This is a genomic window from Ruminiclostridium cellobioparum DSM 1351 = ATCC 15832 (assembly GCF_000621505.1).
Lineage (GTDB): Bacteria > Bacillota > Clostridia > Acetivibrionales > DSM-1351 > Ruminiclostridium > Ruminiclostridium cellobioparum.
Genome location: NZ_JHYD01000001.1, coordinates 340550 through 355000 on the forward strand (window position 1 = coordinate 340550; position 14451 = coordinate 355000).

Annotated in this window: 13 protein-coding genes; 11 read left to right on the top strand and 2 right to left on the bottom strand. The window is 41.2% G+C overall.

The window, feature by feature from the left end; all coding sequences use genetic code 11:
• The first annotated feature begins 94 nt into the window (after nucleotides 1-94).
• The 5 genes from T344_RS0101590 (at nucleotide 95) to T344_RS0101610 (ending at nucleotide 5080) form a co-directional block, all read left to right on the top strand.
• Complete coding sequence (locus tag T344_RS0101590) at nucleotides 95-2233, top strand: YcdB/YcdC domain-containing protein (RefSeq protein ID WP_027627268.1); 2139 nt, start codon at nucleotides 95-97, stop codon at nucleotides 2231-2233.
• Nucleotides 2234-2692: 459 nt separating this feature from the next.
• On the top strand, nucleotides 2693-2980 hold the full coding sequence (locus T344_RS0101595; RefSeq protein WP_027627269.1) for a Dabb family protein: 288 nt from the start codon (nucleotides 2693-2695) through the stop codon (nucleotides 2978-2980).
• Nucleotides 2981-3132: 152 nt separating this feature from the next.
• The gene (locus T344_RS0101600) at nucleotides 3133-4290 is read left to right on the top strand and encodes a polysaccharide deacetylase family protein (protein WP_027627270.1); all 1158 of its coding nucleotides are present in this window, start codon (nucleotides 3133-3135) and stop codon (nucleotides 4288-4290) included.
• Nucleotides 4291-4566: 276 nt separating this feature from the next.
• A complete protein-coding gene (locus T344_RS0101605) occupies nucleotides 4567-4878 on the top strand; it encodes a hypothetical protein (protein WP_027627271.1) in 312 nt (103 codons plus the stop codon).
• 22 nt (nucleotides 4879-4900) lie between these two features.
• Nucleotides 4901-5080, top strand: a complete 180-nt coding sequence (locus T344_RS0101610; protein WP_027627272.1) for a hypothetical protein — start codon at nucleotides 4901-4903, stop codon at nucleotides 5078-5080.
• 49 nt (nucleotides 5081-5129) lie between these two features.
• Here the strand turns inward: T344_RS0101610 and argH are convergent, their stop codons facing one another.
• Complete coding sequence (argH, locus tag T344_RS0101615; RefSeq protein WP_027627273.1) at nucleotides 5130-6509, bottom strand: argininosuccinate lyase; 1380 nt, start codon at nucleotides 6507-6509, stop codon at nucleotides 5130-5132.
• A 116-nt stretch (nucleotides 6510-6625) separates the two neighbouring features.
• A complete protein-coding gene (locus T344_RS0101620) occupies nucleotides 6626-7846 on the bottom strand; it encodes an argininosuccinate synthase (protein ID WP_027627274.1) in 1221 nt (406 codons plus the stop codon).
• 253 nt (nucleotides 7847-8099) lie between these two features.
• On the opposite strand from T344_RS0101620, the gene ruvC reads away from it, so the two are divergent.
• From ruvC to T344_RS0101650, 6 genes are all read left to right on the top strand, one after another.
• Nucleotides 8100-8600, top strand: coding sequence for a crossover junction endodeoxyribonuclease RuvC (gene ruvC, locus T344_RS0101625; RefSeq protein ID WP_004629657.1), 501 nt, complete (start codon nucleotides 8100-8102; stop codon nucleotides 8598-8600).
• Nucleotides 8601-8626: 26 nt separating this feature from the next.
• Nucleotides 8627-9232 (top strand): Holliday junction branch migration protein RuvA, encoded by a 606-nt coding sequence (ruvA, locus tag T344_RS0101630; RefSeq protein ID WP_027627275.1) that lies wholly within the window; start codon nucleotides 8627-8629, stop codon nucleotides 9230-9232.
• Nucleotides 9233-9517: 285 nt separating this feature from the next.
• Nucleotides 9518-10516, top strand: a complete 999-nt coding sequence (ruvB, locus tag T344_RS0101635) for a Holliday junction branch migration DNA helicase RuvB (protein ID WP_034860488.1) — start codon at nucleotides 9518-9520, stop codon at nucleotides 10514-10516.
• A 113-nt stretch (nucleotides 10517-10629) separates the two neighbouring features.
• A complete protein-coding gene (locus T344_RS0101640; RefSeq protein WP_027627277.1) occupies nucleotides 10630-11142 on the top strand; it encodes an epoxyqueuosine reductase QueH in 513 nt (170 codons plus the stop codon).
• A 141-nt stretch (nucleotides 11143-11283) separates the two neighbouring features.
• Nucleotides 11284-13101, top strand: a complete 1818-nt coding sequence (locus T344_RS0101645; protein ID WP_027627278.1) for an N-acetylmuramoyl-L-alanine amidase — start codon at nucleotides 11284-11286, stop codon at nucleotides 13099-13101.
• A gap of 141 nt (nucleotides 13102-13242) precedes the next feature.
• Nucleotides 13243-14421: a GerMN domain-containing protein gene (locus tag T344_RS0101650; RefSeq protein WP_027627279.1), complete on the top strand. Its 1179-nt coding sequence runs from the start codon at nucleotides 13243-13245 to the stop codon at nucleotides 14419-14421.
• Nucleotides 14422-14451 lie beyond the last annotated feature (30 nt).

Sequence of the window (14451 nt, forward strand, 5' to 3'; positions counted from 1 at the left end):
TGGTGTAAATACTGGAACATTTTAAAATCGGGCTACGTCTATTAGATATGTTGGCAAGATTTACTATCATTTATTAAAACGAGGGGGTATTAGATTGAAAAAAATAATTTCAATGCTGCTTGTAGTCACATTATTGATTACATTTATGACACCGGCTATGGCGAGCAGTTCCGCATCAAACGACAAGGGACTTGAAAATGCCATCAAGGCCGTAAAGGAAAAAATAACAATTCCGGCTGACTGCAACAAATTTAGTTATAATATTTATAATCAGGATGGTACGGTAATATGGAACCTGGGTTGGAGCAATGAAGCTGATCAAAAGTATATCAACGTTACTATTGATGAGAACAATTTCATATCCGGCTATTCATCATACCAGTACTCCTCGAATTATGACAAGAAAATTCCAAAATACTCAAAGAGCCAGGGCAGGGAGATAGCGGAAAAATTCATTAAGCAGCTGAATCCTTCTCTTCTTTCTGAATTCAAAGCTGTAGATAACAACAATTATTCACAGGACAGAGAGTACAATTTTAACTATGTGAGACAGGTTAACGGTATTGACTATCCCGGAAATGCAATCAGTATAAGTGTTAATAATTATACCGGAATAGTTTCCAACTTTAACTGCACCTACTCCAAAAATACCAAGTTTGAGTCTGCGGATAAGGTCATAAGCCTTGAGGAAGCAAAGAAGGCATTTACAGAGAAGCTTGGATTAAAGCTTGTATACAATTTCAAATCCGACAAGGATAAAATTGTATCATACCTGGCTTACATTCCGAAGGATTCCAACAAGTATATCGACGCAATCACCGGAGAAGTGGAAAAAACAACAAGCAATAACAGGATACTCTACAGCAGTGACATGATGGAAAAAATGGCTTCTTCCAATGCGGGAGCGGCAGTGGTACTGACTCCGGAGGAAACAGATGCCGTCAAGGACATGTCAGGACTTAAAACAAAAGAAGAACTTGATACTAAAGTACGGGCTATAGCACAGTTCAAACTTGACAGCGGCTTCACCCTGTCAAGTGCCGAACTCAGGAAGGATTGGAGAAACAGTGATTCCTTCATCTGGTATTTGCGCTACACTAAGGTTGTCAACAAGGAGACAAACCAAATAAGAGAAGTATCGGTGTCATTGGATGCCAGGAGCGGAGATATGATTAATTTCTGGACATATTACGATTCTCCTGCAGGTACCAAACCTCAAAAGACAAAGGATGAGGCAAAAAAAATCAGTGACGATATTTTACAGAGCTTGATACCGGGTTATTATTCTCAAGTAAAATATGACGATACCTATTATGCTTATGATGAAACACAGAACCAGCAGTTTACCTTCAGATATGTCAGGATCCAGAATGGTCTGGAGTGTCCCGACGACTACCTCACAATAACCTATGACAATCTCAGTGCAAACGTTACAAGTGTCAACTCCAATTGGACCAAGAATGTGAAATTCGATGATCCTAAAAAGGCAATTGCAATTGAGAAGGCATATGACATACTCTTTGATAATGCAAAATTGGGATACGGTATCCAATATGTCAGTGATTACAGCAATACTTCTCTGAAAGATATAGTACCGGTAAAGCAGGATTCTGACAAAGCCGTACTGGGATATTTCATAAACAGCAGCAAGCCATGCATTATCAATGCCGAAACAGGTGATATTCTCAATTATTCGGGAGTTGTATACAATGAGAATAATGTTTCGGATTATACCGACATAAAAGGTCTATATGCTGAAAACCAGGTAAAGATACTCACTCAGCTGTCAATCAGATATCAGGAAAATGAACTGAAAGCAAATGACCAGCTGCTTCAGAAAGATTATTTCATTTTATTATGCAAGCTCAATGACCTTTATTTTATTGATTCAAACTCAGATAAGGAAACGGCTGTTGACAGAATGTATACCAATCTTATAAATTCGGGAATCATTACAAAGGCTGAAAAAGCTCCAAATTCTTCTTTAACCAGGGAAGAAGCGGCGAAATTCTTTGTAAAATTCCTTAAATTGGGCCAGGTGGCTGAATTGAAGGGGATATACAAATCCGATTTCAAGGATGCCGCAAAGATTAACCCCGACCTTCTGGGATATGTATGTATAGCATCGGGATTAAAAGCAATGAACGGTGACAACAATAACTTTAATCCACAGAATAAAATGACCAGATTGGAAGGACTGCTTTCAATATACAGTTACTTAAGCAATAAATAAACAAAGAAATATAGCTAAACAATAAATAAGAAATAAGTAAAAATAATGAGTAAGTGATATGAGCAGGCACAAAAAAAGCAGGGGAACGGCGGTTAAGCTGCCGTTCCTGAAACATTAAAAAAAAAGAGGGGACTGACCGAGGTCAGTCCCTTAAATAATAGGGATTTATCAAAAAATAGATATAAGCTGATTTAAATGTATTAATAAACACGGTTATTGTATAATTATACGATATTATAACCAATATTTCAATAAGAAATTTTAATAATTTATCATAATAAATTGCTAAATTATTAAAACCTGACAATTATTTTTTTGTACAATTTTATTTTATCCATTTACAACTTTTTTCGGTAAGCTAAATATATATATGCCGATTATTGGTTTTTTATATTTGACTATTTATTGTCGGAAAGGTTAAAATTAAATAGACAAAATATTTTCGGAGGTAATTTACTGATGCTTACACATGTAGTATTTTTCAAGCTGAAGGATAAAAGCAAGGGAACACTTGAAAAAGTAAAAAATGATCTTCTTGCGCTGAAGGAGCAAATTCCATTGATCAGGTCAATAGAGGTCGGTATGGATATTTTACAGACTGAAAGATCTTTTGATGTTGTACTTTATTCAAAATTTGATTCTTTAGAGGATATGAAGGCCTATCAGGTGCATCCTGCACATGTTAAATTTGTGGAGTATATTGAAACTGTAAAGGATATCATTTATTCCGTGGATTTTGAAAGCTGATTTTAGCTGCTGCTGCTGATTGGCATTGGGTAAAATAATAAAAAAGTCAATTACTGTCGGCTGAAAGCTTAATCCGCCTGGAAAGCGAAGGCTTTAAACCGTAATTGACTTTGTTAAAATTGACTAAAGATGAGACTTTGGAGATTGGGATTATGAGAAAATTATGCTCTGTATTACTTGTATTAACTTTTATGGTGACAGTTTTTACAGGATGTTCAAACAATAATTTGTACACCAATAAAACAACCGTTGAAAATTCTGCCAGTACGCAAACACAAGCACCGGAACAGGCCGGGCAATCGGAACAAACGCAGTCCTCCGACAGCAGTCCTGCTGCCGAAACTGAAAATTCCCAGGCTGCACCTGCAACGGATACAAAAGGAATAGATGTTATTGATTACACCAAGGTAAAGCCAAATGAAAGCGGACAGATTATGGTTGTAATGTTCCATAATTTTGTAGAGTCCTATCCCAAGGGGAATAATGAATACACGACAACTTTTGATGAATTTGAGAAATTGCTGCCGGAATTGTATGAGAAGAAGTATAGATTGATCAGTCTTACGGATATGCTCAATAACAACATAAATGTGCCCGCGGGCTGCATTCCCATTGTGTTTACCTTTGACGACGGTACTTCCGGACAGTTCAATATGATTGAGAAAGACGGAAAGCTGGCGGTTAATCCAAGATCAGCCGTAGGGATCATGGAGGAGTTCTATAAAAAACACCCCGATTTCGGGTTGCAGGGCACCTTTTACGTTAACCTGGGAGTAAAGACCTTCCAGGGTTCGGGTAATATGACCGACAGGATGAATTACCTGATTGAAAAGGGCTTTGAGATTGGAAACCATACAAAAACACATGTGTCGCTGCCTCAGGTCAAAACTGTTCAGAAAATGCTTGAAGAGGTGGGCGGGAACCAGGTGTTGATGAATGAAATCGTGCCAGGATATGCTTTTAATTCATTTTCACTGCCTTTCGGAAATGCCTCAAAAGATCTGAAGGAATATGTAATAAAAGGGAATTATCAGGGTGTTGATTACAAGCATTCAGCTGTTGTGCTGGTTGGTGCAAATCCGGCGCCGTCACCGGTATCACCGAAATTTGATCCGCTGGCGCTTCCAAGGGTCAGGTCAACCGGTCAAAAGAAAGTGGAATGCGACCTGGCCTGGTGGCTCGATACTCTGGGCAGGGGAAGTTCACAATATGTCAGCGATGGAAATCCTGATACCGTCACAGTACCTAAAGACAAGCAAAAAAATGTGGATATGTCCAGGCTGAATGGAAAGCAATTGATCACATATTAGGAGCTAGCTCCAAAGTACCCCGAGGAGGCAGAAAAACTGCCGGCACGGGGTACTTTTTTATTGTCCGGGAAAGTATGATTTTTTTGCGCGTGCCGACTTTGTTCCATAGCGGCAGATATTCTGAAATAAGTTGTGTTTTCTCTCCAAAATGCAGGTATATTTGCATGCAGGAATGTTTACAATAAGCAAGGGAATATTATATAATTAATGTAAATTACTGGGTGTAACATTTGTACAGTTTGTATTAATAATTTCAAAGGGAGAGGGAAACAGAGTATGAGTCAAAGACAAATAAAAAAGATGCAAACCGATACTGATGTCAAGCGGAAGGCTATTAAACAGGTAGTTGCCCATATAAGAAAAAAAATCACTTCCGAATACGTGGGCAGTGAACATTTAAAAGAGTGGCTTACTGAGATAGAAAGTATAATTGCCAAGGAAGAATTCGATATCAAAGATTATATCCATGCCAGGAAGAGCCTGAATGACATAATTGAGAGGACTCTTGATGAGGAAATGCGTTTTAAGCTGAGAGACTCATGGTTCAGCCTGGGGAAGGCTTTGGAGAAAAAGGCAAAAATAAATTAATACTGGGTTTGGAGGGCAGTATATGCTGATTAAACAAAAGAAAAAAGTTGAAGAGAATAATGATTTGCTGGAAAGAATCAAAAGTGAAATACAGTCTCAGCTGGGTGACAGAGGAGTGGCTGTATCAGGTATAAATATGCAGATTAATCCAAACAACATATCTCTCAGTATTTATATAAGCGGATCTAAAAGATTGGCATAAAAAGTTGAAACAAATCCCCTGATCACAGAAAAAGACCAGGGGATTTTTATTATTTGAAGGAGTTTATATAATCTCTAGCCTTTTGAATAGCCATGAGAACAGTTTCGGCTGCCGGGCCCCCAGGCAGGTTTCTGCCCGAGACACACTTTTCAAGGCTTATCTCAGTATAGACATCCTCTTTAATTTTATCTGAGAAACTCCTGAATTCCTCCAGACTCATTTCATCAATAGCCTTGTTTTTTTCAATGCAATAGAGCACCATCTTGCCGATTATTTCATGGGCGCTTCTGAAGGGTATACCTTTTTTTACCAGATAGTCTGCAATGTCTGTGGCATTGGTAAAACCTCCCCGGGCGGCCTTATACATGTTTGCCTTGCGGAGTTTCATGGTAGCCAGCATGTTGGAGAAAACAGGGAGGCACATTTTTACCGTATCAACTGCGTCAAAGATTGCTTCCTTATCTTCCTGCATATCCTTGTTGTAAGCCAGCGGCAGAGACTTCATGACCGTAAGCAAGGTCATAAGGCTGCCATAAACCCGTCCGGTCTTTCCACGGGCCAGCTCTGCCACATCGGGATTCTTTTTCTGCGGCATGATACTGCTGCCGGTACTGTAAGCGTCGTCAAGCTCGATAAAGCCAAATTCGTGGGAGGACCACAGAATGATTTCCTCGGAGAGTCTGCTTACGTGCATCATAAGGATGGAAAGGCAGGAGGCAAGCTCTATGGCAAAATCCCTGTCGCTTACCCCGTCAAGACTGTTCGGGGTTATGTCGTTAAAGCCCAGCTCCTCGGCTACCATGTATCTGTCCAGCGGATATGTGGTGCCGGCCAATGCACCTGAACCCAAAGGGAGTATGTTCATCCTGGAGCAGCAGTCGCCCAAACGCATAAAATCGCGCTTGAACATTTCAAAGTATGCCATCATATGATGTGCGAAGGTTATGGGCTGGGCTCTCTGCAAGTGTGTATAGCCGGGTAATATGGTAGCTGTATTTGCTTCCGATATATTTAAAATAGTGTTCTCAAGAGAAAGAAGCATTTCACTTATGACTTTGATCTCATCCCTTAAATACATCCTGATATCAAGTGCAACCTGATCGTTTCGGCTCCTTCCGGTATGCAGCTTCTTTCCCGTGTCGCCGATTCTGGAGATGAGGATTTTCTCAACATTCATATGAATATCTTCAGCATCTACTTCGAATTCTATCTTTCCGGCTTCAATGTCGTCGAGAATATCCTTCAGGGTATTTTGTATAAGGGTGCTTTCCTCCACGGAAATGATGCCGCATTTGCCGAGCATGTTGGAATGGGCTATGCTTCCCAGTATGTCCTGCCTGTACATTCTGCAGTCAAATCTTATGGAGGAATTGAAATCATCCACCAGTTTATCAGTTCCTTTTTCAAATCTTCCGCCCCAAAGTTTCATAAAAACACCTCAATTTATAATTAATATATATGATCGATCAATGTATTATCTGATAAGGGGACAGTCCGCTCCGGATTGTCCCCTTAAATGAGAAAGTATTATTAATTGCCGGGCAATTATTTATTTTCCTTGTTTTGAAGCATTTGAGCCCTGACCTTGATAGGAAGGCCAAACAAATTGATAAAGCCTTCGGCATCCTTCTGGTTGTAAACTTCGTCCTTGCTGAAAGTAGCTATTGCTTCATTGTACAGGGAATACTCCGATTTGGCACCTGCAGGCATGCAGTTTCCTTTATAGAGCTTCATTCTTACAGTACCGGTCACAGTTTCCTGTGTCTTGTCTACGAAAGCCGACAGGGATTCGCGGAGAGGAGTGTACCACTGTCCGAAGTAAACCAGCTCGGCAAATCTTTGAGCAACTATATCCTTATAATGCAGGGTATCCCTGTCAAGACAGAGCAGTTCCAATTCCCTGTGGGCAGCATAGAGAACGGTTCCGCCGGGAGTTTCATACACTCCTCTGGATTTCATTCCAACAAGCCTGTTCTCCACCATGTCCATTATTCCTACGCCGTTGGCACCGGCGACCTTGTTAAGAACATCCATCAATTGTACGGGGCTGTATTCCACACCGTTAACTTTTTTAGGAATGCCCTTTTCAAAGTAAATTTCAACATATGTGGGAGCATCGGGAGCTTTTTCAGGAGAAACCATAAGCTTGAGCAGCTTGTCATACTGCGGTTCATTCCAGGGATCCTCAAGATCGGAGCCTTCATGGCTCAGGTGCCACAGGTTCCTGTCCATGCTGTAGTTATCCTTTTTGGTAACAGGAATGGGAATATTTCTTGCTTCGGCATAGTCTATTGCGTCTTCTCTCGATTTGATATCCCAGATTCTCCAGGGGGCTATTATTTTAAGGTGGGGAGCCAGGGCTTTGACAGTCAGTTCAAATCGCACCTGGTCGTTGCCCTTGCCGGTAGCACCGTGACAGATGGCGGTACAGCCTTCCTTTAAGGCTATTTCAACCATTCTTTTGGCAATGATGGGCCTTGCAAAGGAAGTACCGAGCAGATATTTTCCCTCATAAACGGCGTTTGCCTTTAATGTCGGGTAAATAAAGTCAGTTATGAATTCTTCCTGTAAATTCTCTATGTAAAGCTTGGAGGCTCCGGTTTTTATAGCTTTTTCATGTAACGGCTCCAGCTCTTCTCCCTGTCCCACATCTCCTGCCATTGCTATAACTTCATATCCATAGTTTTCTTTCAGCCACGGAATTATTATTGAAGTATCAAGTCCACCGGAGTATGCCAGTAAAACTTTTTCCTTTTGAGTACTCATTAACCCCATCCTTTCCGCTGCCATGCAGCAATACAAAATAAAATAAAAAGCGTACAAAACTCTAATATGGAAATAAAAAAAACAAGCTTTGAAAATTATGCTAAAATATATTATGAATGCCCCCTGCTGAGATAGTATTTCTCCGCCGGGGGTAGCAGCTCGATAGATGTATTATATAACATTATGCATAAATATGCAATATGTTATATAATTATGCATAATAAAATTTGATATTGAGGACGTGGAGGGTAACATGATTATTATGGGCATTGACCCCGGGTTTGCAATTACAGGCTTTGGTGTTGTAAAATATGAAGGGAACAAATTTTCGGTTTTGGATTACGGTGCTGTTACTACCGAGGCCTCAATGAAGCTGTCCCAGAGACTTCTGGTGCTTAACAACAGGCTTGAGGAACTGATTGAAAAGTACAGTCCGGATGCAATTTCGATAGAAGAATTATTTTTTAATAAAAATATAAAGACAGCGCTTACAGTGGGACATGGCAGGGGTGTGGCAGTGCTGGCAGCCGCAAAGTCAGGAGTGGATATATTTGAATATACTCCGCTGCAGGTCAAGCAGTCGGTGGTTGGCTACGGAAGGGCTGAAAAGGCTCAGATACAGCAGATGGTAAAGGCCATATTGAATTTGCCGGCTATTCCCAAACCCGACGATGTGGCTGACGCACTGGCAGTGGCCATATGTCACGGCAACTCGCACAGAATGGGTGCGATACTTGGGAACAAGGCCTACTAAAAGAAACGTACATAACGGAGGTTAAAATGTTTGCATACATAAAAGGAACTCTTGAAGCAAAAAGCAATGACAGCATCATAGTGGAAGCCGGCGGCATCGGCTACAGGATTTTTACAGCTCTTTCGACAATAAATGGTGTCGGACAGCTTGGCTCCCAGGTTAAAATATACACACATTATTATGTCAGGGAGGATATTGCCGCCCTGTATGGCTTTCATACAATGGAGGAACTGGGGTTGTTCGACATGCTCATATCTGTTTCGGGAGTTGGCCCCAAGGCAGCAATATCCATGATTTCAACGCTTTCGCCATCAAGGTTTGCTCTGGCGGTTGTTTCGCAGGATACCAAAACTCTGTCCAAAGCCCCGGGCATCGGTCCTAAAATGGCTCAGCGTATTATTCTTGAGCTGAAGGACAAGATATCCAAGGAGCAGCTCACTGCGGGCAGCATGTCCGAGGACATTCCAGCTTTTGAGAACGGCAGTCCGACGCCGGCAGCCGAAGCAGTCAGTGGCCTTATGGTTTTGGGCTACAGCTCCTTTGAGGCTTCGGGGGCCGTCAGCAAGGCATATCAGGAAGGAATGGGCGTAGAGGAATTGATAATGAAGGCTTTAAAGTCATTGTCCAAATAGTCTGAAGGTAAATAGAGAGAAGTTATTTCATTACAATTTGCGGCCGCTATGTCGGCTCATGGAGGTTAGCTTGAAAGACTTCACTTGCGTTCGTCTTCCAAACTAACCTGTGAATTTATGGCCGTGCGAAATATTCAAAGTATTTTAGCAATACCAAAGTATTTATCAAATACTTTGAAAGCGCACATGGCCAATTAACCTCCTTTATTCGCCACATTGCGATAAGGGATATAGTTTTTCATCACTTTTTGTGCCTTGAGCACAGCGAAAGGAATGATAGTTAATATGTCCGAGGAAAGATTAATTGACAGGGAATCGCGGGTTGATGATTTTGATGAAGTCAGTTTACGCCCCAAAAAACTGGATGAATATATAGGCCAGTCCAAGGCCAAAAATAATCTGAACGTGTTTATTGAAGCAGCAAAACAAAGAAAGGAAGCACTGGACCACGTTTTGCTGTATGGCCCTCCAGGTCTGGGGAAAACCACCCTAGCCGGCATTATCTCGGCCGAGATGGGGGTCAATCTCAGAATTACTTCGGGTCCGGCCATTGAGAAAGCAGGTGACCTTGCAGCCATACTGACGAATCTCGGCACCCATGATGTTCTGTTTATTGATGAAATCCACCGTCTGAACAGGAGTGTGGAAGAGATATTGTATCCTGCAATGGAGGACTACGCTTTGGATATAATTATAGGAAAAGGACCAAGTGCCCGTTCCATTAGACTTGATCTTCCCAAGTTCACTCTCATCGGTGCAACCACCAGGGCAGGGCTGCTGACTGCTCCCCTGCGCGACAGGTTTGGTGTAATCAATAAACTTGAAATGTATACGGCTGACGAATTAAAGCAGATAGTAAAGCGGTCGGCCGGAATTCTGAACATAGAGCTGAAGGAGGACGGCGCTTATGAAATTGCCAGAAGGTCCCGCGGCACGCCGAGAATTGCAAACAGGCTTCTGAAAAGGGTCCGTGACTTTGCACAGGTCATGGGCGGAGGCGTTATAGATCTGAAGGTGGCAAAACATGCCCTGGATGCCCTTGAGGTGGATGAGATAGGACTTGACGGGGTGGACAGGAACATGCTGCTGAGCATTATAAACAAATTCAGCGGCGGGCCTGTAGGACTGGATACATTGGCAGCTTCCATCGGTGAAGACCCCGGTACTATTGAGGATGTCTACGAGCCTTATTTAATACAGCTGGGTTTTATAAACAAGACTCCAAGGGGAAGAATGGCCACAAAGAATGCTTACAGTCATTTCGGACTGGAATTTGAGGATTAGCAGCTGTGACACTTAAATGCATAATTCATATATTGCCGGCGGTTAAATTCCCCTGGGACAACAGCGCTGTAGTTATTTGAAATAAAGAGGAGAAATATTTTATGGAGAAGGATATGAAATTACTTTTACACATATGCTGCGGACCTTGTTCAACCTATCCTGTACAGGAGCTGTTAAAAGAGGGCTTTGAAATTCAGGGCCTTTTTTACAATCCAAACATACATCCCATTGAGGAACATAAGAGAAGAAAAGAAAACGTTGAAAAAATGAGCTCCATTACCAATATTCCTGTTGTATATAATGATGACTTCAGACAGTCTGAATGGGAAAACCTTGAGGACAAAGGTGCGGCCAGATGCACCGGGTGCTACAGCCTGAGAATGGAAGAGGCTGCCCGCTATGCCTCGGAGAATGGTTTTGAGGCCTTTACAACAACTCTTCTTGTCAGTCCCTATCAAAAGCATGAGCTGATAAAAGAGCTTGGAGAGTTTTATGCCGAAAAATACCGAGTTGCTTTTGCATACCGCGATTTCAGACCTGGTTTCAGGCAGGGGCAGCAAATGGCAAAAGAAATGGGGCTGTACAGGCAAAAATATTGCGGATGCATATTGTCGGTAAATGGCTAAGACTGGCAGTTTTTTTACAATTTAATTACAATTCTTTTAAAACTCCAGAAATATGTATATCACTCTGTCAACTAATAGTATAATTGATGTAGCAACAGAATTTTTAATAAAATTTGACAGAAAAGTTTGACGGGGTGACAAATGATAAAAAGAGCGGGAATGAAGAAATTTATTACGGGTATTATTTTATTCTGCATAATACTCATATCGCAAAATGTGGTTTTTGCGGCACAGCAATTAACACTGAACTATGACAACAAGTCAGTCAAGTATTCAGGAGTCTCATACAAGATAACCATCAATGACAAGGAAATAAAAACTGATTTTCCCGGAATAGTGTTCAACAAGGTGACAATGTTTCCATTAAGGTCTGTATTCGAAAGCCTGGGAGGAACTGTAATCTGGAACAGTAAAACTCAAATAATGGATATTACATATAAAGGTGAAAAATATCAGTTCGAGAATAACAGTTCAAATGCAAAAATCAACGGCAAGATCATAAAAATGACTTCACCTGCAAAGAAGATAAACGACAGGCTTATCGTTCCTGTTGATTTTCTGAAAAATGTCAGAGGTCTTGTAGCTTCAACAGATACTAAAGCCAATGTAATAAAGATTTCAACCAATTACACCGGTTCTGTAAAGGAAATAATCAGTGCCGATTCCGGGGAGAAGACCATTGTTACATTAAGAATGGACAATCATAAGGGGTATAAATATTACCGTCTTACAAATCCGGACCGTATAGCTGTTGAATTTAACAATATAAAATCAGATCAGAAAACAATAGAGACTGCTTCAGCTCACATCAGTGGCATAAGCGTTGAGGCTATCTCAGATAATTCAACCAGGGTAATAATAAACCTTAATGAAATGGCTAATTTCTCGGTGGCCGATTTGCAGGATGGCTGCAAAATAACAATAGAAAAACCGATTAATACAAATCTTTCCTATGAGAACAGTTATGACAGGGTATATTTTTCACTGAAGAATATAAGGCTGGCAGATATTAAAGAGGAAAACAACAGGAGTTATATTGCAGAGAGGTACAAGCACGAATATGATGCTGAGAACTTTAAATACACCATTACAATCGATGCTGCCTCCTCCCTGAGTTTAAAGGATGAAGTCTACAATATCGATGACTCGCTGGTAAGTACCGTTGAAATATATAGGGATAAGGAAACCCAGGACACAAAGATAACCATTAATGCCAAACAGGAGTTTGTTTACCTCACGTCCTATAATGACAAGCGCATGCAAAGTGAAATTAATTTGCTGACTCCTGCAAAAGAGGGGGAAGCCCTGGTAGTAATTGATGCCGGACACGGTGGCGAGGACCCGGGGGCCAATAATGGGAAGATACTGGAGAAGGACCTTAATCTGGCAATTGCTCTGAAACTGGAAGCACTTTTAAAGAAAAACAATGTCAAAACATTTATGTTAAGGCAGGATGACACTTTTGTAGGATTATACGACAGGCCTTACATAGCAAATGCCTTGAATGCAACTTTATTTGTAAGCATACATAACAACGCCATAGACAGTGCAAAGACCAGCGGTACCGAAACTCTGTACTATCCTGAAGCAAAAGGAGATACGGCTTTTACAGGTGAAAAATTTGCAAAGATGGTACAGGACGCTTTGATTGAAAAGCTCAAGTCTGTAAACAGAAAGACTGTGCAGAGGCCCGGACTTGTTGTGCTGAAGTATACCAAAATGCCGGCTATACTGGCCGAAATAGGTTTTTTAACCAATGCTGCCGAGGTGAAAAATCTCACCAATCCAGAGTATCAGCAAAAAGCGGCTGAGGCGTTAAACGATAGTATACTTAAAGCTCTGGATATAATAGCAAGTGAAAAAAAAACCGAAGATAAATTGGAAAATGAAAGCAATAATGAGCCCGATCCCGATGCAGAAGCAGCTCAAGACATTGCTGACGAACAAGCTGCAGAGTAGTATTGACAACATAAATCAAAACCGTTATTGAACGGCTGAAAGGTGCAGCAATAAAGAGTTTTCGGGAAATAATAAAAAATCATAATATAGTCTATAATTATTTTATGGAAATTTTTTCTAAAATAAGGAGGACTATTTTTTATGAAAAGAATTTTGAGTATGGTTTTAATCGTTATGCTTATAACAACCGGCTGCTCCTTTATAGGGCAGAAAGATAAAGGTGATGATGAGCCAATTATACCTGTGGCAATCGATTCGGCCGGCAACCAGGATATACAGGCCAATGCAGCGGCAGCTTCCGTTCCCGGAAACAGCAGTAATGAGGAGACGGCAGCTAATCCTACGGCATCCAGTTCGGCCTCAAGTGAAAATTCCGGGGATTTATTGGGCAGCGGTGTTTTGATTGATAATGGCACGGGTAAAGGTGTAGCATCCAATTCAGGCGATAAAAACAGCATACTGTTGACCTTGTACTACCGGGACAAGGATGGCCTGCTGATACCTGTCACAAGAAATGTCCTGAAACAGGAAGGTCTTGCAAAGGCTGCCGTCAGCGGATTGGTCAATGAACCGGTAACCAGGGAGCAGCTGGATTATTACGGACTTTATCCCGTACTTCCCCAGGGGACAAAAATAAAGGGCATGACTATAAAGAACGGAAGCGCAGTTATAGATTTTTCAAAGGAATTTATGGATTTTGCCACCAAAGAGGATGAAAAGCTTGGCATTACTTCGGTGGTGTATACTCTTACCTGCTTTAAGACAATTTCCGATGTGAGTATAAGGGTTGACGGCAGAACAATAAATACACTGAACAACGGTACTGATATATCGGGAATTAAAAACAGGGACAACACTTTTATAAATTCCGGGGAAACAGAGGTACAAGCCGGTTATGTCAAGTGTGACCTGTATTATATGACAACGGGCAATGAGAAGTACAATTATATGGTGCCTGTTTCAACACTGGTCCAAAAAACGGATGACAGCCAGATGCCGGCTGTAATATTTGCAGAACTCACCAAAAAACCCGATGGAGAAAAATACTATACGACTTTACCGGAAGGGACCAAGCTGCTTTCATGCAATATGCAGGATAATTTGGCTGTTCTTGATTTCTCCTCCCAGCTCACCAATTATGGAGGAAATGAAAAAGAGAACGGACTGCTGAATCAGATTTACTATACCCTGAATCAGCTCAGGGGCATTGCTAAGGCAAAAATACTTGTAGACGGAAAAGAAACCACCCTGCCCGAAGGATCGGAGATAGCATTTGCAAAAACTCTTCCCGCCACCTTTAACGCTGTGATGGATAATTGATACATGTTTTAGTTACAATATACAAAACAG